Genomic DNA, 18,916 nt, shown 5'->3' with positions numbered 1-18,916 from the left:
TGGGCACGGCCGGCGGTCTTTCTCATGGTCTACGCGACGGTGGCCGCGCGGCTGGGCGAACCACAGGATGTGACCGCGCGGCAGTTCCACCGGTGGCGGCAGCCCGGGCCACCCTGCCCTCAGCCCTCCGCACAGCGCGTCCTGGAGGAGATGTTCGGCACCCCGCTGCACCACCTCGGCTTCGACGTGCCCGAACACCGCCGACGGGACACCTCGGCTCCCCCCGTGTCCGCGGCCGAGCCGGCCCCGGCCACCATGCGGTTCGCGGTCCTGGGGCCGGTGCGGGTGCGGCGCGGCGACGAGACACTGGCCGCCGGGCGGCCGCAGGAGCGGGCCCTGCTGTGCGCCCTGCTGCTGCGCCGCGGCCACACGGCCACCGCGCAGGAACTGATGGACGCGGTGTGGGGCGGCAAACCGCCGCGCCGCGCGCTCGCGACCCTGCGGACGTACGCCTTCCAGCTGCGCAAGACACTGGGCCCACGCGCCCTCGTCTCCGACTCCGGCGGATACGCGCTGCAGGTGCCGCCCGAGGCGCTGGACCTGGTGGTGTGCGAGAGCTACGAGGCGCAGGCCAGGATCGCCCGGGCCGCGGGCGATCCGCCGCGCGCCCGGACACTGGTCCGCAAGGCCCTGGACCTGTGGGACGGTGAACCCCTCGGCGGCGTCCCCGGGCCCTACGCGCAGGCACAGCGCGCCCGCCTGACGGAGTGGCGGCTCACCCTGTTACAGGCCCGGCTGGAACTCGACCTGGAACTGGGCCACCACACCGCGGCCATCGCCGAGCTCACGGCGCTGTCCGTCGAATACCCGCTGCGGGAGCGGCTGCGCGCGTTGCAGATGCTCGCGCTGTACCGCGGCGGCCGGCAGGCCGAGGCGCTGCGGGTGTACACCGACACCCGCCGCACGCTCGCCGAGGAGCTCGGCGTGGACCCCGGCCCCGAGCTGACCGAGCTCTACCAGAACGTCCTGTGCGCCTCCCCGGCCCTCGCCCGTACCCCGGTTCCGCGACGGCGCCCGCCCGCCAAGGACGCCGTCCCGTACGTCTCGCCACGTCCCGCGCAACTCCCCGCCGAGTTACCCGACTTCACCGGCCGCACCGCCCTGGCCCACCGCCTGGCCGAGCAATTGCCACGCGCCCCAGGGGCGGTGATGCCCGTCCTCGCCGTCCGCGGGTTCGGCGGAGTGGGCAAGACCGCGCTGGCGTTACGGGTCGCCCACGCGGTCCGTGGCCACTTCCCAGACGGGCAGCTCTACGTCGACCTGCTCGGCCACGGCCCCGGCCCCGGCCACCCCGGAGCCGTCCTCGCCGCGTTTCTGCGCGCGCTGGGCATCCCCGCCGCCGCCGTCCCCGAAGGAACACCCGAACGGGCCGCGCTCTACCGGTCCACCCTCGCCGGCCGCCGGGTGCTGGTCCTGCTCGACAACGCCCACGACGGACCCCAGATCCGCCCCCTGCTCCCCGGCGCCCCCGGCTGCGCCGCCCTGGTCACCAGCCGCGCCCGGCTCGCCGACCTCGACGGCGCCCGCCCGGTGGACCTCGACGTCATGACCCCGGAGGAAGCCCTCACCCTGTTCACCCGCGCCATCGGCGAGGAGCGCGCCGAGGCCGACCCCGCGGCCTGCCGCGAGACCGTCGCCGCCTGCGGTTTCCTCCCGCTGGCCATCCGTATCGCCGTGGCCCGCCTGTCCGCCCGCCCCGCCTGGACCGTCTCCGCCCTCGCCGCCCGGCTGGCCGACGAGCGCGGCAGGCTGGACGAGCTGCGGATCGGCGACCTCACCGTCGCCTCCTGCTTCGCCCCCGCGTACGGCCGGCTGCGCCCCGACCAGGCACGCGCCTTCCGGCTGCTGGCGCTCGCGGACGGCCCCGATCTGTCCCTCCCCGCGGCCGCCGCGCTGCTCGGCCGGGACCTGCGCGACCCGTCCGTCGAACCCCTCCTGGAATCCCTCGTCGACAGCGGCCTCCTGGAGTCGCCCGCCCCGGGCCACTACCGCTACCACGCCCTGATCCGGCTCTACGCCCGCCGCCGCGCCGACGCCGAAGACCCCGACCACGAGCGCATGGCCGCCCTGTCGCGGCTGTTCGACACCCGAGTACGCCCACCCGGGATGAGAGACTGGGCGCGGACCGGGGAGGGCTGATGGGGCAGGCACGGCCGTCGATGCAGGAGCTGATCCAGCGGCGCGGACGAGCCCGATTCGTGGGCCGGCGCGGTGAACTTGCCCTCTTCCGCCGGAATTTCACCTTCCCGTCGGAGGACGAGCGGCACCGTTTCGTCTTCCACGTCCACGGCGACGCCGGCGTCGGCAAGACCTGGCTCGTCCGCCAGCTGGAACAGGCCGCCCGCCAGGAACACGCCGCGCTCACCGCCTGCGTGGACGAGACGGCCGGCAGCGTGCCCGAGGTCATGGCCGCCATCAGCGCCCAGTTCGCCCAGCAGGGGTGCGAGTTCACCTCCCTGGACCGGATGCTCGTGACCTACCGGCAGCGCGTCCACGAGGCGGAGTCGATACAGGTGGCGGACGATCCGCGGACGCCCAGCGCCGGTGGGCTGGCCGTGGCGCGGGCGGGACTCGCCGGAATCGGCCTGATCCCGGGCATCGGGACACTGACCGGCGCCGTCGACCCGGCGCAACTCGCCCAGGGCGCCGACCGGCTGCGCGCCGCGCTCAGTGCCCGCTTCCGCAACCACCAGGACGTCCAGCTGCTGCTCGACCCGCTCCAGGTGCTGACCCCGCTGCTGGTGGCCGAGCTGTCCAAGGCGGCGGCCGCGGCGCCGTGGACCGTGCTCTTCTTCGACACGTACGAGCGCACCGGGCCGCTTCTCGACCCCTGGCTGCGCACCCTGCTGACCAGCGAACGCTACGGCAAGCTGCCCGAGAACACCGTCGTCGTCCTGGCCGGACAGGGCCCGCTCGACCCCAGCTTCTGGGCGGACCTCAGCGACGTCGTCGAGGACCTGCCCCTGGCGCCGTTCAGCGAGGCGGAGGCGCGGCAGCTGCTCGCCGCCCGAGGGGTCACCGACGAGCAGGTGGTACGGGATGTGCTGCGGCTCTCCGGCCGGCTGCCGGTCCTGGTGTCCACCCTCGCCGAGAACTCCGGACACCCCGGTGGTGTGCACGACCCCAGCGCCACGGCTGTCGGGCGTTTCCTGAAGTGGGAGCGCGACCCGGCCCGCCGGTTCGCCGCGCTCGCCGGGGCGTTGCCGCGGCTGCTGAACGAGGACGTGTTCGAGGCGGTGGTCGAGGACCGCGCGGCGGAGCTGTTCGCCTGGTTGCGCTCCCTGCCGTTCGTCAGCGAGCGCGGCGGCCCGGCCCGCTACCACGACGTCGTGCGCGCCCCGATGCTCCGCCTCCAGCGGACCGCCTCGCCCCAGCGGTGGAGCGCCGGGCACACGCGGCTGGCCGGCGCCTACGCCCAGTGGCGGGAGGCGGCCGCGGCGGGGCTGGAACCGGCCGGGCTGTGGAAGCACGAGCCCTGGCGCGCGCTGCGGCTGGAGGAGTCGTACCACCTCCTGTGCGCCCGGCCATCCGTGGCGCTGCCCGACGTGCTGCGGGACGGGATCGACGCCTGCGACGCGGGCCCCGCGGTGGCCCGCCGGTGGGCGGGGACGCTGGCCGAGGCGGGTGAGGACACCGACTCGGACCTGCTGCGCGGGTGGGGGCGCGACACTCTCGCCGCGCTCGCGGAAGACCGCCGCCTCGGGATCGAGGTGCTGGGCTTGCTGCTGGCCCGGGCGGAGCTGGACGACGCGGGCCGGGTCGCCGCGCTCGTGGTCCGTGGCTGGCATCGCAGGTCCGTGGAGGAGCACGAGGCCGGGCTCGCCGACTTCCGGCAGGCCCTCGCCCTGGACCCCGGCCATGTCCGCGCCCACTTCGGAAGCGTTGTGATGCACCGGGCGATGGGCCACGTCGAGCAGGCCCTGGAAGCGCTGGACCGAGCGGACCGGCTGGAGCCGGACTCGATCTGGGTCCGCAGAGAGCGCGCCGAGACCTACCGCCAGGCCGGTCGCCGCGAGGAGGCGCTCGCGGAGTTCGACCGGGTGGTCGAGGCCGACCCGGCGGACACCTTCGCCCTGGCCAGCCGCGGACAGATCCGGGCCGAACTCGGCATGGAGCGTGCGGCGCTGGACGACCTCGACCGGGCCATCGGCCTGTACCCCGAATACTTCTGGGCCCTGCTCCGGCGGGCCCGGCTGCGCAGCCGGCTCGGCGACGTGGCGGGAGCGCTGGAGGACCTCGACCGGGCGGAGGGAGCGGCCCCTGACGCGCGGAGCGTCGTGGGGGAGCGCGGGAGGGTGTTCCACTTCGCCGGCCGGTACGAGGAGGCCCTCGAGCAGTACGACCGGGCGCTCGTCCTCGACCCCGGGTACGCCTGGGCCCTCGGCAGCCGCGCGATGACGCACGAGGCCCTGGGGCGACGTACCGAGGCCCTGGCGGACCTGGAGCGCGCGGTGGCGATGGACCCCGGCTACGCGTGGGCGCTCGCCCAGCGCGAACGCCTGCTGTCCGAGGCCCCACAGCCCGCCGATGGCACGTAACCCGCGCGGCGCGCCTTTCCCATCCGGCCTCCGGCCGATGGGTGGGATGGCTGTCCCGCAATCGCCTGCTTGCTGCCTGGCATGATCGATGCTTCGACGTGGTGAGCAACCAGCGCCGGGTCTGGGGAACCTGGGCGGAGCGGTACGGGCTGGATGCGGACGAGGTCTACCGGGCGGCTCTGCGGACGCGGCCGGTGGAGACGTTCGCGCAGGTTGCTGCGGACCGCGATCCGCGCGAGTGCCTGGCCATGCTGCACGAGCTGGAGGACGACGACGTCCGGTCCGGCCTCTATACGGCCTTCGACGGCGCGTCGGAGCTGCTGCACGGCCTCGTCCGCCTCGTTGGGCAGTTTCATGGGCTGTGTCCGCGTCGTTTGTAGTGGCTGAGGCGAGCCTGGTCGTTCATGAACGGGCTCCTGTTCTCGACGTGACGGCCGCGTGCACGGCCTTGGCGGAACACAGAACGAAACCTGCGGCGAAGACGAAGACCATCGGGTTCGCCCAGGCCGGAACGAGATCGATCGTGGTGCCGTCGCTCCACCGGCACTCATAACTCAGCGGGAACGCGGTCTCCGTGACCGAGTCGGGCCGATTTCCGGACCCGTGCCCGGACTTCACGGCGCAGACCTCGCTCGTCTGCGTGAAGCCGGACAGCGCCCCGAACATGTACACGAAGAGTGTGATGCCGACGCACACTGCTGCGGCCGCCGACCACGCCCGTGGACCACGCCGGGGGAAGGCCCGCGCCCTCAACAGACGCACAAACGTGCCGGGGACGAAGACGAGCAACAGCAGGGCTGCCCCGGCGAAAATCATCGCGAATCTCTCAGGTTCCTCTTCTGGCTGGCAAGGTAAGTGGCCTTGGCCCCGCCGGCGTCCGGGGCAGGGGGCGGAGCCCTCTGGTTCGGGAAGCCCCGACGCTCGTAAGTGAGAGTTCTGGAGCTTATCGGCTGGTCAGAGCATGCGGAAGCCCCCGCCATCCGGCCCGAGCTTAGGTTCTAGTGGTCGTCGCAACACCCCAGCTCAGGGGGTGCGATGGACTTCGAGATCCGCAAGCAGAAGATCCAGGGGCGAAAGAAGCTGCGTCGGGAGCGGGAGGAATACTTCCGGCTCAGGCGACTGGGCTTCAGTAACGCGGATGCGTGTGAACGTGTAGGCGTCAGCCCCCGGACCGGCCGTGAGTGGCGTAACGGCCGGCCCGAGGGCCGCAAGAAGCGGCCCAGGAACGCCGCGCGGCCGGTGCGGGCTCTCCCTGACCGCTCCCACCGCCCCCGGTACCTGAACGAGGACGAGCGCATCCACATCGCCGACCGGCTGCGGGAGAAGGCGTCCATACGGGCCATCGACGTGCGGTGGAGCCCGGAGCAGATCTGCCAGGCTCTGCGAGCACAGTTCCCCGGCCGTCCGGAGATGCACGTGGTCCACGAGACGATCTATCAGGCCCTCTACGTCCAGGGCCGCGGTGAACTGCGCCGCGAACTCGCCAGGGCCCTGCGGACCGGCCGGGCCCGGCGCAAGCCCCGCCGCCAGGCCCAGCAGCGGCAGTCCCGTTTCCGCGACCCCATGGTGATGATCAGCGAACGCCCTGCCGAAGCGGAGGACCGGGCGGTGCCCGGCCACTGGGAAGGCGACCGTGCGACACGATGCCGCACGAATTTGAGTGGACTGACCGATTGGAGAGGCGGCTGATGAAGCTGTAGGTGCAGTCACGGGTCCGTGTCCGTATGACCCGTCCCCGCCCTTGACGTGCGATGCCGGTAACGGCGTGGTGCGAAGCTCAGGGGAAAGCCCAAGGACTTCCGTTCCATCCGGGAGTTACCGGCAAGGGGAAGACCGGACGGGTGAAGAATATGAACTCCCGATGATGCCTCGTGATCCCAAGCCCCGCCGATGGAATGCGTGAGTGGGGTGTATGGCTAGCCGTTGAGAAGCGGCAGGCGCTGGCTGGTAGAGGTCACTCCGGCCAGGTGGACACCGCCGCCTCGGGGTAAAGGGAGCACCCACCCCGGTCGTATCTCATTCGCGTGGAACGTGGAAACCCCGTTTGGGTCCGGGCCGTTTTGGCTCGGTCAGCCGACCGCGAGGAAGGCTCAACTCCCCAGCGGGAACAGGACGGCCCAACAAGCCAACGCCGGAAGCCGAAAGGAAACGGGAACCCGGGGCGTCATGATCGGCCTCTCCGCCGGTTGCCCCGCATAACCGTCCGGATACGGGCAAGCTGCCCGGACCCGAAAGGGTGCTGACGTGGGCCGGGTGAGCCTGTGCAGAATTACTGGATAAAGACGACGGAACCGAGGGGCAAGTTGGACACCACGCTGATAGCGGACGGGGCGGCTTCGGCCCTTCCGGCTGCATCCGCTCCGGTGAACGGACCCGAGGGCGAAGACTTGGACTGGGCGTCGATTGACTGGCGGCGGGTCGAAGAAGACGTACGGCGTCTGCGGCAGAGAATCTTCACGGCATCGCAGGCAGGGGATCTGAAGAAGGGCCGCAATTTGCAGAAGCTGATGCTCCGGTCCCGCTCGAACACGCTCCTGAGCGTGCGACGGGTCACGGAGATCAACGCTGGACGCGCGACGGCGGGAGTCGACGGAAAAGTCGTGCTGGTTTCCCAGTCCAAGGCCGCATTGGCCAACTGGGTCCAGCATCGGGCCCGACCGTGGATTCCCAAGCCCGTCAAGCGGGTGTTCATCCCCAAACCGGGGACCATGAATAAGCGCGGACTCGGAATTCCCGTGATTGTTGACCGGTGCCTGCAAGCTGTGACACTGGGAGCATTGGAGCCCGAGTGGGAAGCGCGGTTCGAGCCGAAGTCGTACGGCTTTCGGCCCGGCCGCGGCTGTCACGACGCGATCGGGGCCATCTACTCCACGCTCAACGGGAAGAACCCGCAGCGGGCGTGGGTACTCGATGCGGACCTGACAGCGGCGTTCGACCGCATCGACCATGCCCGGCTCATGGCCTCTCTCGGCGCCTTCCCCGCCCGGGGACTGGTCCGACAGTGGTTGAAGGCTGGGGTCGTGGATCGAGGTCGGTTCGCCCCGACCGAGGAGGGGACTCCGCAGGGTGGGGTGATCAGCCCGTTGCTTTTCAACGTGGCCCTGCACGGAATGGAGGAAGCCGCAGGGGTCCGCTATTACACAACCGGCAGAGACGCCGGGAGTGCACAGAGCGGCAGCCCCGTGCTGGTGCGGTACGCAGACGATTTTGTCGCGATGTGCACCAGCCGTGAACAGGCCGAAGAGGTCAAGGAACGGCTGACTGCATGGCTCGCACCCAGGGGACTCGCTTTCCATGAGGACAAGACGCGCATCGTCCATGCGGAGAGCGGATTCGACTTCCTGGGGTTCAATGTCCGCCGCTATCACGGCAAACTGCTGATCAAGCCGAGCACATCGGCTCAACGGAGAATCCGGGAACGGCTCAGCACCGAAATGGTGGCCCTGCGAGGGGCCAACGCCGGTGCGGTGCTCAAGAAGATCAACCCGATCGTGCGGGGTTGGTCGGCCTACTACCGGACGGTGGTGTCCAGCGAGATCTTTACGGCGCTGGACAATCACATGTGGAAGCTCGCTTACAAGTGGGCCAAACACAGCCACCCGAACAAGTCGAAGCACTGGATATCTGACAAGTACTTCGGCCGGTTCAACAGGTCCAGGAAGGACCGGTGGGTGTTCGGTGATCGCGACAGCGGCGCCTACCTGCTCAAGTTCTCTTGGACGAAGATAGTCCGGCACCAGTTGGTCAAGGGGAAGGCGTCCCCGGACGACCCCGCCCTGGAATCGTATTGGGCTCAGCGGCGCCGCAAGGGAACTCCTCTGCCAGTCGACGCAATGACCGTGCGCCTCCTACAGGCGCAAGACGGCCGCTGCCCGACCTGCGGAGGGCTCCTGCTGCATGCCGACCACCCGCCACAAAGCCCGCAGGAATGGGAAACGTGGCGGGCCGTCATCCGGAAAGCGATCTCCAAGCAATACATCGCGTTCCCGGACGAGAGCGCACCGGACGGTCAACGACTCCGTCTCCTCCACACCCATTGTCAGCGGCGGAATAAAGCCGCCGCTATGACGAGTCCAGCACTTTTGCCTGCCGGTGAGCCTCTGGGGCTTGCTTGAGCCGTGTGCGGCGAATAGCTGCTTGCACGGTTCTGAGGGGGCGGGGACGTAGTAATACGTCCCCGCTACCCGACTGATCATCGGCAAGGACAGCACCTCCGCGATCGGCACCCTCGTCGAACGCTCCACTCGCTACGTGATGCTCCTGCACCTGCCCGACGGCCGTGGCACCGAACGAGTCCGCGACGCCCTGGTCAAGACCGCCCAGACCCTGCCCGGCCACCTCAAGCGGTCCCTGACCTGGGACCAGGGCAGCGAGATGGGCCGCCACCGCGAGTTCACTGTCGCCACCGACATCCCCGTCTACTTCTAATACGAGGGGTCAGCGCCCTCGATGGAAGCCTTCGGGCCCTCCGGCAGGTGCTGGCTGTTCGATTGGTTGATGGTGGCTGCGTGGTTGCGGACGGATGCCTTGTCTACTTCCGGTTCGTCGAAGCCTCGTCGCAGATGGTCACCGCTGAAGCTGCGTAGCCGTCAACCGGTCGAGGCTTTGGGTGGTGGTGGTTCCGCGGGCATCGGGCCCGATGCTTCGACTACTTCCGGCTCGTGAAGCCTCCGTAGAGACCGGCACAGCCCGGTGCTCTCGGAGCTGCCGCCACCCGATCCGGGCGTCACTCGTTTGTGTTCATGGTGCGAGCCCGCTGCATGGTGACCTCTCACAGCTTCCGGCCCTTGAGGCCCGGGACCGGCCGAGGCCCGCGCGGTGCGCTGGTGCCACGAACGGCCAGTGAGAGGGAGGGCCAGACCCGCACGGGCAGAGCCCTGGTATTAGAACGCCGCGTGGCCCGCTTGCGCTCGTCACCAGCGCATCAGCGAGCGAAAGGGGAGGGGCAGCTTGAGCATCACCTGTGGAATCGACTGGGCGGAAGGGCACCACGACGTCGCTCTGGCCGACGAGGCCGGCAAGCTCGCCGTGAAGCTACGGATCGACGACACCCTGGCCGGCTACCAGCAGCTGCTGGACCTGCTGGCCGAACACGGCGACACCGAGTCGCAGGCCATCCCGGTCGCCATCGAGACCAACCGCGGTCTGCTGGTGGCCTTCCTCCGCCAGGGCGGGCGGCCGGTCTATGCCATCAACCCGATGTCCGCCGCACGCTACCGCGACCGCCACGGAGTCTCGCGGAAGAAGTCCGACCCCGGCGACGCCCTGGTGCTGGCCAACATCCTTCGCACCGACCGTGACATGCACCGGCCACTGCCCGACGACAGTGATCTGGCCCGGTCCGTGGCCGTGCTGGCACGAGCCCAGCAGGACGCCGTATGGAACCGCCAGCAGCTGAGCAACCAGCTCAGGTCCCTGCTTCGGGAGTACTACCCGGCCGCGCTCGAAGCGGTCGTCGGCTGGCAGAACGGCCTGACGCGTCCCGAGGCCCGCGCGATCCTGGCGGTCGTCCCGACGCCCGGCAAGGCGGCCAAGGTCACCTGTCAACGGCTCTGCACGGCCCTCAAGAAGGCCGGCCGGGTCCGCGGCATCGAGGCGGAGGCCGAACGCTGGCAGAAGATCCTCCAGACAACACAGGCCCGGCATCCCGAGCTGGTCGAGGACGCGCTGGGCAGGCAGATGCTCGGGCTGCTGCGGCAGTTTGACGCCGCCTGCCGCACCGTCGACGATCTCGCGGACGCGACGGAGAAGGCGTTCCGGCAGCACCCCGACTCCGAGGTGATGCTCAGCTTTCCCGGCCTCGGCGTCCAGCTCGGCGCCCGCATCCTCGCCGAAATCGGAGACGACCGGTCCCGATTCACCGATGCCAGAGGACTGAAGGCATACGCCGGGGCCGCACCGATCACCAGGGCATCAGGCAAGCACCACTACGTCGGACGCCGCCGCGTCAAGAACAACCGCCTCCTGAACGCCGGATTCCTGTGGTCCTTCTCCTCCCTCACCGCCTCTGGCGGCGCCAACGCCCACTACCGCCGACGACGGGCGCACGGGCGACTTCCACGCGGCGGCCCTCCGGAACCTGTTCAACCGCATGCTCGGGCAGCTCTTCCACTGCCTCCAGACCCGCACCATGTTCGAAGAACAAGTGGCCTTCCCGCACCTTCTCGCCACCGCCGCTTGACGAGTAGATGCCGTGAGAGGTCTGCGACCCGGCCAGCCCCTGGCAGCGCGGTTCCAACGAGAACACGAACGGCCTGCTGCGGCAGTACTTTCCGACTTGTATTGGGGGTAGCGGTGTTCGTGATCGGGTCGGCCGCCCGTAACGTGCCGCAGGACATCGGGCAGGCTGACTCGAGTACTTCCTGCCGCTCGCGGACGCTGGCTCTCTTTGGGTGTGTCGACCTGCCTGGTGTCCGTTCGCGGCTTGACTCAACAGAGGCATGAGCATCGGCCACCCCACGTTTCTCGAAGTCGGGATGTCAGCTGCGGATTCCACTGACCCGACGTCCGAGAAAGAGGACCGCCGATGATGCTGATCGGCATCGATCCCAAAGAGACGCTCGGCTGGGAAACCCCAGCCGAGCGCCTGCATAAACTACTCGCGGCCTGATCAACACGACTACGTGTTGCAACGACCCCTAGAAAGCGCCAACACCGTTCGGGGGCCCAGCATCCACGACCAGCAACCAGAGCTGTTCGGAATGCCCGATACGGCCAATATTGGCCAATCAGATTAGGAACGGTTGTAGGTCGGCTTGTCGTAGACGAAGAAGGAGTCGAGGCGCCGCTCCGTGGCGCGCCGCCCGCCCATCAGCCCGACCAGCCCGGCCGGGTCCTGCGGAACCAGCCACTGGTACTGGTAGGCGCCGCCCTCGTGGAACTGGCGGCCGGCCTCCACCGGGTCGGCAGCAGCCGGGGCGCGTGGGATCGCGAGGCGGAGGGCCGTCCTCCCGAGCCCGCCCCGCCGAAGGCTGGGGCGGGCTTCCTCCGGCGGGCCCGCCGACGCAGTCGCTGGGGGAGTGTCGGGCGTCGTCGGCCCGCAGGGGTGGGCGAGACAGGCGGCGCTCCTCGGCTCAGCGATTGTGCCGCTGGCCCTCCGCCAACTGGCGGGTCGTCCGGTCGGCCCCGGCCCCGCGCTGCGCCACGGCGGCCAGGCTCGGGAAGAGCCCGCCGAGGGCGCTGCCCAGGCGCAGTTCGAGGGGCGCGATATTCACCTCGGCGCGGTCCCGCTCGATGGCGCGCAGGGTGGCCACCGCCACCTGGCGGGCGGAGACCGTACGGACACCGGGGGGCGTGGTGGCGCCGGACTCCGCGAACATCCCGGTGTCGCGCACAAAGCCCGGCTGTACCACCGAGACCCCCACCCCGGTGCCGTACAGGTCCTGGCGCAGCCCGAGCGCGAAGCCGCGCAGCCCGAACTTGGCCGCGTTGTAGAGCGCCGCCCCGGGGGAGGCGGTGCGGCCCGACAGCGAGCCGATCATCACGATGTGGCCGGAGCCGGAGGCCACCATCCGCGGCGCCAGCGCCCTGGCCAGCTGGAGCGGGGCGCGCAGATTGACCTCCAGGGCGCGGTCGACCTCGTCGGGGGCGTAGCCGAGGACTTCACCGCTGGACGGCAGCGCCGCGTTGGCGATGAGGATGTCGGCATCGGCGGCCTCGGCGATCAGGTCGTCCAGCTGGGCCCGGTCGGCCAGATCGGCGACGATGGCCCGGGCGCCCAGCCGGTCGGCCAAGGGCCGCAGCACCTCCTCGCGGCGGCCGGTGAGCAGCAGCTTGGCTCCCCTGGCCGCGAGGGCGCGGGCCAGTGACTGCCCGATGCCTCCGGTCGCTCCGGTGAGCAGGACGGTCGCGCCGCCGATCCGCATGCGTGTCTCCTCCGCGTAGTGGGCTTGTCCGGGTGGTGGCCGTAGGGCCGGTCCGTACCGGACGAACGGTACTGCCCGGCGGCGCGCGGCTCATGTCACGACCGCCCGGGGGCCATGCCGCTCACCCGCGCGATGGCCTCCACCTCCCGCCGGTCGCGTTCCTGCTCGGCCCCGAAGTCCACCACCAGCCGCAGGCCGTGCGGCCCGAGCAGGCTGGTCAGCTCGGCGAGCTCCTGTCCGAGGGCGGGGGTGAACCGATCCTGGTCACGCGGGGAGAACGCCACGTCGATGCCGTCGCCGTCACCGCGGTGCACGATGGCGTCGTTGATGCCACGGAGGATGCGCAGCAGGAGGTCGTACGAGTCGGGGTCCAGACGGTTCTGGAGCTCGGCGAGCCGGTGGGCGAACTGCTTGGCGCGCTCCAGGAAGTGCTCTTCGTCCATGACACCATCGTGGCGAAAGCCCGCGTCCGGCGCGTTGGTTACCGGTGATTTTACGGTCGACTCCAGGTATTACCGGTGATTGTGCTGTTCAGCCCGTACACTCGGCGGGCGTTGCCCGCGGCCACCAGGGCCGCCACCCGCTCCGCGTCCGCCGCGCACCAGGCGCCGTCGCGGACCCAGCGGGCCAGCAGCCTGTCCAGGGCCTCCCGGAAGAGCAGCGCCCCGACCGCGTACAGCTCGGGCAGGCCGTAGGCGTCGGTGGAGAAGAGGACCTTGCCGAAGGGGGCCACCTCCAGCACCTCGGCCAGCACGGCCCCGGCCCGCGCCCCGGTGTGGGTCAGGGCCAGGCCCACATCGGCGTAGACGTGGGGATGGACCGCGGCCAGATAGGCGGCGCCGCGGTGGTACGGATAGCCGTGCAGCAGGATCAGCGGGCAGCCGGTGGGGCGCACGGCGCGGATGAAGTCGGTGAGCAGCAGCGGGTCGCAGCGGTCCAGGCGCAGATCCGGGTCGCCGAACCCGGTGTGCAGCTGCAGCGGCAGGGCGGTGCGCACGGCGGACCACAGCAGATGCCGCAGCAGCACCGGGTCGGCGATCCGCGTCAGGCCCGGGGCGCCGCCGGCGCGGGCCGCCAGCCAGCGGTCCGCCGCCGCGCGGAGCGCGGCCGGGGCGGGCGGCGTGGGCGCGAGGTCCAGTCCGTAGCGGCAGGCGGCCACCGACTTGAACCCGGCGGCGGTGCGCGCGGCCCTGCGCACCGCGCCGTCGAGCGCGGTGAGGAAGGAGTCGGCGGTCCGTGAAGTGTCCGCGATCCGCTCGGCGAGGTGTTCCAGGCGTACGATCTCGCGCGCCGCGCCCCCGGCGGCCTCGGCCAGCTCCTGGGGGCTCGTCAGGTCCCCGGGCAGCCCGGTGTCCACCAGGAACTCGGTGATGCCCGCGGCGCGCAGCAGCCGCCGGGTGACCTCCGCCGGGCCGAGCTCGTGCCGCCGGGCGAGATAGCGCTCGGGTGGGCAGTGGGGCGCGAGGCCCAGCAGCGGCGGGCACCAGCGGCGCACCGCGAACCCCAGCTGGGTGTCGAAGTAGCTGGTGCCGGGCGCGGCGGGTGCGTCCGACTCGGTGAGGTACGCCTCGAACGCCGCGGCGTCCGGCTCGCCGCGCACCACGCCGTGGCAGTGGTGGTCCACCAGCGGCCGGGGCCGCGGCTCGCCGTGGCCGGCCATGGCTCAGTACCTCCGGCGGGTGGCCGCGGCGATGTCCTGCGGGTTCGCCCCCTCGAACAGCGCGGCCTCGGCGCGGCGCACGGCGGCGATCGACTCGAACAGCGGGTCGCCCAGCGCCTCGCGGAGCGTGTCCGAGGCCTCGAAGTGTTCCAGGGCGGCGGGCAGCGAGGTCGGCAGCCGCTGCTCGCGGCCCTCGTGCGCCGGGTCGCCGGCCACCGGCGGGGGCAGCGTCAGCCCGGAGTCGAGCCCGGCGAGCCCGGCGGCGATGACCGCGCCGGTCAGCAGATACGGATTGGCCGCCTGGTCGACGCACTTGACTTCGGCGTTGGCCCCGCCGGGGTCCTCCGGTGCCCCGGCCACGAAGCGCAGCGCGGCCTCGCGGTTCTCCAGCCCCCAGCACTGGTACGCCCCGGCCCAGCGGGAGGGCTCCAGCCGCAGATAGCTCGCCGGCGAGGGGGCGCCGATGGCGAGCAGGGCGGGCAGCGCCCGCAACACACCGGCCAGGAAGGCCTCGCTGGTCGCCGTCATGTCGCACGGCCCGTCCCCGTCGCGGCACAGATCGCGGTCGCCCTGCCACAGGCTCAGGTGCAGATGGCCGCCGTTGCCGACGGCGCCCGGGGTGACCTGGGGCGCGAAGGACGGCTCCAGGCCGTGCTGGGCGCTCACGCCCCGGATCGTCTGGCGCACCAGCACGGCGAGGTCGGCCGCGCCGACCGGGTCGGCGGGCGCCACGGACACCTCGAACTGCCCCGGGGCGTACTCGGGGTGCAGCTGAAGCACCTCGACCCGCTGGGCCTGGAGGGCGTCGAGCACATCCGCGAGGTAGTCGGACAGATCCACCAGGCGGCTCATCCCGTAGGCGGGCCCGGAGGTGGGGTAGCGCAACTCCGGCTCCGGCGCGTCGGCGGTGGTGACGACCCATTCGGTCTCGAAGCCCATGAGCACCCCAAGGCCGCGCTCCCGGGCGCGCTCGGTCATGCGGTGCGCGAACCTGCGCTGGCACACGGGGTGTTCCCGCCCGCTCACGTCGTAGCGGTCGACTGGGGCCCAGGCCCAGCGGGGCTGGGCGGCCAGCGGGGTGAGCCGGTCGAGGTCGGGGAAGAGCCGCAGATCGCCGTCGGGGCCGCCGATGTGACGGCTGGTGGTCATGGAGTCGTCGACGAGATAGACGTCGAAGACCGGGGACATGCCTACACCCCACTGCGCGGCGTGTTCCAGCCGCGCGGTGGGCACGGCCTTGACGCGGGTGAGGCCCGCGTTGTCCACCCAGGTCAGGGCGGTGCCGACGATCCCCTGGGCGGCCAGCCGACCGGCCTCCTCGCGCGCCCGCGCGCGGACCTGGGCGCGATGTTCGGTGTCCACGGGCGGCTCCTGTCCGGGGTGCGCTCATCCGATGTGAGTGCGGGGCTCCGATGCCTAACGCGGGTGGGCCCGGAAGCGTTACCGGAAGTGGCGGAGGTCCGATCTATCGCAGGGATACCCCCACTCAGATCCGGATCATTTCATAGCAATTAAACCATTGCTGCGCTCAAATATCAGATCTATCCTTGGCGTGCTCAGTACAAGAAGGCGTGAACACGGACATCGGACACTCAGGAGATGACCAGTGATCAGACGCAGGACCGTACTCGCGAGCACCCTGGGCATCACCGGCGGCCTCCTCCTCGGGACGGCCGCGGAAGCGGCCCCCGCGGACTGGTCCCGGGCCGTGGTGGACTCCACCATCGCCCGCAACCCGGACCCGAAGACGCTCGGCGGCTGGGGCTACACGCGCGGGCTGTTCCTCTACGGCACCCACCGCGTGTACCAGCGGGTCAAGGAGCCGTCCTACCTGGCGTACATCAAGCGCTGGGTGGACTATTACGTGGACGCGGACGGCCACATCAACCACAGCTTCGACAACCTCGACGCCATGCAGTCCGGCAACCTGCTGCTGATCCTCCACAAGGAGACCGGCGACCCGCGCTACCGCACCGCCGCCGACCAGATCCGCACCCGCATCACGACCTATCCGCGCACCTCCGACGGCGGCATGTGGCACGCCACCGGCAAGACCAACGAGCTGTGGGCGGACGGCGTGTTCATGGCCCAGCCGTTCCTGCTGCGCTACGGCCTCGCGTACGGGGACGAGGCCTACGCGTACGACGAGGTCACCCGCAATCTGGCCGTGTACTTCGACCACCTCAAGGCGTCGAACGGGCTGCTCTACCACGCGTACGACGCCGACGGCGACGCCCCCTGGTCGCCCGACCCCGCCACCGGCACCTCCGCCTACCACTGGGCCCGGGCCATCGGCTGGACCGCGATGACCCTTATCGAGGTGCTGGAGGTGCTGGAGGTGCTGCCCGCGAACCACCCCCGGCGGGCCGGGCTCATCGCCGACGTCAAACACCTGGCCAAGGGGTTCGTCCGCTACCAGGACCGGAGCACCGGCCGCTGGTTCCAGGTCGTGGACAAGGGGAGTGATGCGGACAACTGGACCGAGACCTCCGCCTCCAGCATGTACACCCTGATGTTGCACGCGGCGCTGGAGCGCAAATACATCGCCGGCGGCGACTATGTGTCCGCGGCGCGCAGGGGCTATCAGGGTGTCCTGAAGAAGGTGAAGGTCAACGCGGACGGGCTGACCGACATCATCGACATCAGCGAGGGCACCAACATCGGTGATCTGGACTACTACTTCGGCCGCAAGCGCAACACCAACGATCTCCATGGCCTGGGCGCCTTCCTGCTCATGAACGAGCGGCTCGCTTACTGACCACCCGCACGGTCGCGCTCCGCGGTGGACCGCGGAGCGCGACAGTGCGACATGGGGCAGTTGGCCCGGGCGCCGGTGGCGGTGGCTACTTCAGCTCCACCTGGAACACCTTGTCCGCGCCGTCCGGCTCCCCGCCGTTGTTGTCGGCGTTGGTCGTGGACAGCCACAGGGTGTTCTTGCCCGGGACCGTCTCGACCGTGCGCTGCCGCCCGTACTCATTGACGTAGTACGCCTTGGGGGTGCCCGCGGACGTGCCGTCGACCGGGATCCGCCACAGCCGCTCGCCCTTGAGCGCCGCCATGTAGAGCGCGCCATCGGCGTAGGTGACCCCGCTGGGCGAGGCCTCGCCGACCGACCACTGGCGCTTGGGGTTGGTCATCCCGGAGGTGGAGCAGTTGCCCTCGCAGGTCGGCCAGCCGTAGTTCTTGCCCGGCTCGATCAGGTTGAGCTCGTCGTACTTGCTGTTGCCGAGCTCGGCCTCCCACAGCCGCCCCTGTGCGTCCCAGGTGAGGCCCTGCGGGTTGCGGTGGCCGTAGGAGTAGACCAGGGTGCCGAACGGGTTGCCGGGGGCGGGCTTGCCGTCCGTGGTCATCCGCAGGATCTTGCCGTTGAGCGCGTTCTTGTCCTGGGCGAGGTCGGACGTCTGCGCGTCCCCGGCGGTGGCGTACAGATAGCCGTCCGGGCCGAACTTGAGCCGTCCGCCGTTGTGGTACTTGTTCTTCTTGATGCCGCTGACCAGCGTGGTGTAGCCGCTCAGCGACGAGCCGTCGAAGGTCATCCGGGCGATCCGGTTGCCCTCGGACGCGGTGTGCATGAGGTAGACGTAGTGGTCGGTGCTCCAGTTCGGGGAGACCGCGATCCCCAGCAACCCGCCCTCGCCGCTGGTGGTCACGACGTTCGGCACCGAGCCGACCTGGGTCTTGGTGCCCGACTGGGTGAGCTTGAACACCTTGAACGAGTCGCGCTCGGTGATCAGCGCCGACCCGTCGGGCAGCCAGCTGAGTCCCCAGGGGATCGACCAGCCGGACGAGACGGTCTTGATGCCGGACGGCGCCGAGTCCGCTCTGTCGGGCGAAGCGTTGCCCGTGGCGGCCGTTCCGACCAGCAGCCCGGCGGCGAGTGCGGTGGCGGTGGCCGCCACCACAAGGTTCCGATGGCTCTTCATCGCGTCTCCTCCTACTGGAGCTTGTACGCCTTGAAGTTGCGGGTGAGCAGATAAGTCGTCTGGAGGCCGGAGCTGTTGAGGCTGCGATAGATGCCCCACTTGGGCCGCAGGTAGTTCTTGCCGCGCCACATGTCAAGACCGGTGCGCTTGTGCCCCGCGACCGTCTTCCCGTCGGTGACGACCGACCAGTCGACGTAGGCCCCGGAGTCGGACGCCTTCACCTCGACCGACACATCGCTCCACTTGCCCTGGACCGGCGACATGTCGGAGGCTCCGGCCTCCGTCAGGTTGTCGTCGTCGTCCGACGTGCGCATTTCGACCTTCGGGCCGTTGTCGTGCTGGTGCAGCGACATGGTGAACAGCGGGGCGGCGACGTCCCCCACCTTGATCTGCATGATGTGCGTGAAACTGGTGGTCGCGTCCAGCGTGTCCGGCACATACATCTGGTACTGGATCCGCCAGGTCTCGTCCTTGAGGATCTTCACGGCGGCGCCGTTCTGCCGCATGCCCCTGACCTCGTTGCGCTGGCGGTCGGTGCTGGTGTCCACGTCCTTGGGATAGTGGATGTCGGTGCGGAACCCGCCGCTGTTCGGGTAGATGTGGGTGACCCCGGGGTGGGAGTCGGCGCGGTCGTCCTCGGCGCCCTCGAAGGCGTCGGCGACACTGGCCCCCGACGCGGGGCTCCACTTGAGGCTCCAGGAAGCCGTGGGTGCCGTCGGTGTGCGCTCCGCGCCGTGGGCGTCGACCGTGGGGAGGAGCAGCGCGCCTGCTGCCGCCAGGGCCGCCGCGGTGCGGCGCCCCGACAGCCGATTGCGCTCCATCAGTGATTCTCCTGACTGACCTTCGGTCATATCCATGAACTCGCTGGACATGGAGAGGCCGCGGTGGGGGAGTGGCGCATGAGGTGAATCGCTGTTGAGGGGGACTGTA

11 protein-coding genes and 5 pseudogenes are annotated in these 18,916 nt (G+C 70.4%); 8 read left to right on the top strand and 8 right to left on the bottom strand.

Annotated elements, in window-relative coordinates; genetic code table 11:
* Positions 1 to 150: 150 nt before the first annotated feature.
* The 3 genes and pseudogenes from ACWY4P_RS05720 to ACWY4P_RS05710 all read left to right on the top strand — a co-directional run.
* Positions 151 to 2,085, top strand: a pseudogene (locus ACWY4P_RS05720) (BTAD domain-containing putative transcriptional regulator); the annotation flags it as partial.
* Between the two features lie 53 nt (positions 2,086 to 2,138).
* Positions 2,139 to 4,538, top strand: a complete 2,400-nt coding sequence (locus ACWY4P_RS05715) for a tetratricopeptide repeat protein (RefSeq protein ID WP_456209028.1) — start codon at positions 2,139 to 2,141, stop codon at positions 4,536 to 4,538.
* Between the two features lie 101 nt (positions 4,539 to 4,639).
* Positions 4,640 to 4,918, top strand: coding sequence for a hypothetical protein (locus tag ACWY4P_RS05710; protein ID WP_456209027.1), 279 nt, complete (start codon positions 4,640 to 4,642; stop codon positions 4,916 to 4,918).
* Between the two features lie 22 nt (positions 4,919 to 4,940).
* Here ACWY4P_RS05710 and ACWY4P_RS05705 read toward each other — a convergent pair whose 3' ends face one another.
* Positions 4,941 to 5,354: a hypothetical protein gene (locus ACWY4P_RS05705; protein ID WP_456209026.1), complete on the bottom strand. Its 414-nt coding sequence runs from the start codon at positions 5,352 to 5,354 to the stop codon at positions 4,941 to 4,943.
* A 219-nt stretch (positions 5,355 to 5,573) separates the two neighbouring features.
* Here ACWY4P_RS05705 and ACWY4P_RS05700 point away from each other — a divergent pair.
* From ACWY4P_RS05700 to ACWY4P_RS05685, 4 genes and pseudogenes are all read left to right on the top strand, one after another.
* A pseudogene (locus tag ACWY4P_RS05700) lies at positions 5,574 to 6,170 on the top strand (transposase); the annotation flags it as partial.
* Positions 6,171 to 6,799: 629 nt separating this feature from the next.
* Positions 6,800 to 8,653, top strand: coding sequence for a group II intron reverse transcriptase/maturase (gene ltrA, locus ACWY4P_RS05695; protein ID WP_456208456.1), 1,854 nt, complete (start codon positions 6,800 to 6,802; stop codon positions 8,651 to 8,653).
* 73 nt (positions 8,654 to 8,726) lie between these two features.
* Positions 8,727 to 8,963: pseudogene (locus ACWY4P_RS05690) on the top strand (transposase); the annotation flags it as partial.
* 525 nt (positions 8,964 to 9,488) lie between these two features.
* A pseudogene (locus ACWY4P_RS05685) lies at positions 9,489 to 10,719 on the top strand (IS110 family RNA-guided transposase).
* 573 nt (positions 10,720 to 11,292) lie between these two features.
* On the opposite strand, the pseudogene ACWY4P_RS05680 reads toward ACWY4P_RS05685, so the two are convergent.
* From ACWY4P_RS05680 to ACWY4P_RS05660, 5 genes and pseudogenes are all read right to left on the bottom strand, one after another.
* A pseudogene (locus ACWY4P_RS05680) lies at positions 11,293 to 11,442 on the bottom strand (glycoside hydrolase domain-containing protein); the annotation flags it as partial.
* A gap of 169 nt (positions 11,443 to 11,611) precedes the next feature.
* Positions 11,612 to 12,403: an SDR family NAD(P)-dependent oxidoreductase gene (locus tag ACWY4P_RS05675; RefSeq protein WP_456209025.1), complete on the bottom strand. Its 792-nt coding sequence runs from the start codon at positions 12,401 to 12,403 to the stop codon at positions 11,612 to 11,614.
* Positions 12,404 to 12,498: 95 nt separating this feature from the next.
* Positions 12,499 to 12,846 carry a hypothetical protein gene (locus ACWY4P_RS05670; protein WP_456209024.1) on the bottom strand — a complete coding sequence of 116 codons (348 nt, stop codon included), beginning with the start codon at positions 12,844 to 12,846 and terminating at the stop codon, positions 12,499 to 12,501.
* Between the two features lie 50 nt (positions 12,847 to 12,896).
* Positions 12,897 to 14,063 (bottom strand): amidohydrolase family protein, encoded by a 1,167-nt coding sequence (locus ACWY4P_RS05665; protein ID WP_456209023.1) that lies wholly within the window; start codon positions 14,061 to 14,063, stop codon positions 12,897 to 12,899.
* 3 nt (positions 14,064 to 14,066) lie between these two features.
* A complete protein-coding gene (locus tag ACWY4P_RS05660; RefSeq protein WP_456209022.1) occupies positions 14,067 to 15,425 on the bottom strand; it encodes a glutamine synthetase in 1,359 nt (452 codons plus the stop codon).
* Between the two features lie 244 nt (positions 15,426 to 15,669).
* On the opposite strand from ACWY4P_RS05660, the gene ACWY4P_RS05655 reads away from it, so the two are divergent.
* Positions 15,670 to 16,821 carry a glycoside hydrolase family 88/105 protein gene (locus tag ACWY4P_RS05655; RefSeq protein ID WP_456209021.1) on the top strand — a complete coding sequence of 384 codons (1,152 nt, stop codon included), beginning with the start codon at positions 15,670 to 15,672 and terminating at the stop codon, positions 16,819 to 16,821.
* An 85-nt stretch (positions 16,822 to 16,906) separates the two neighbouring features.
* On the opposite strand, the gene ACWY4P_RS05650 is transcribed toward ACWY4P_RS05655, so the two are convergent.
* Both ACWY4P_RS05650 and ACWY4P_RS05645 read right to left on the bottom strand, forming a co-directional pair.
* Positions 16,907 to 17,986, bottom strand: coding sequence for a PQQ-dependent sugar dehydrogenase (locus ACWY4P_RS05650; protein WP_456209020.1), 1,080 nt, complete (start codon positions 17,984 to 17,986; stop codon positions 16,907 to 16,909).
* Between the two features lie 11 nt (positions 17,987 to 17,997).
* Positions 17,998 to 18,807 carry a hypothetical protein gene (locus tag ACWY4P_RS05645; protein ID WP_456209019.1) on the bottom strand — a complete coding sequence of 270 codons (810 nt, stop codon included), beginning with the start codon at positions 18,805 to 18,807 and terminating at the stop codon, positions 17,998 to 18,000.
* Positions 18,808 to 18,916 lie beyond the last annotated feature (109 nt).

The organism is Streptomyces sp. LZ34, assembly GCF_053890475.1.
The sequence above is the reverse complement of the archived record's forward strand: the minus strand, read 5'-3'. Positions and strand labels throughout refer to the sequence as shown.

Bases quoted from the DNA above. Each gene is read 5' to 3' on its own strand.
- ACWY4P_RS05715 (WP_456209028.1), top strand. From the start codon at position 2,139: ATGGGGCAGGCACGGCCGTCGATGCAGGAGCTGATCCAGCGGCGCGGA.
- ACWY4P_RS05705 (WP_456209026.1), bottom strand. From the start codon at position 5,354: ATGATTTTCGCCGGGGCAGCCCTGCTGTTGCTCGTCTTCGTCCCCGGC.
- ACWY4P_RS05675 (WP_456209025.1), bottom strand. From the start codon at position 12,403: ATGCGGATCGGCGGCGCGACCGTCCTGCTCACCGGAGCGACCGGAGGC.
- ACWY4P_RS05670 (WP_456209024.1), bottom strand. From the start codon at position 12,846: ATGGACGAAGAGCACTTCCTGGAGCGCGCCAAGCAGTTCGCCCACCGG.
- ACWY4P_RS05665 (WP_456209023.1), bottom strand. From the start codon at position 14,063: ATGGCCGGCCACGGCGAGCCGCGGCCCCGGCCGCTGGTGGACCACCAC.
- ACWY4P_RS05650 (WP_456209020.1), bottom strand. From the start codon at position 17,986: ATGAAGAGCCATCGGAACCTTGTGGTGGCGGCCACCGCCACCGCACTC.
- ACWY4P_RS05645 (WP_456209019.1), bottom strand. From the start codon at position 18,807: ATGGAGCGCAATCGGCTGTCGGGGCGCCGCACCGCGGCGGCCCTGGCG.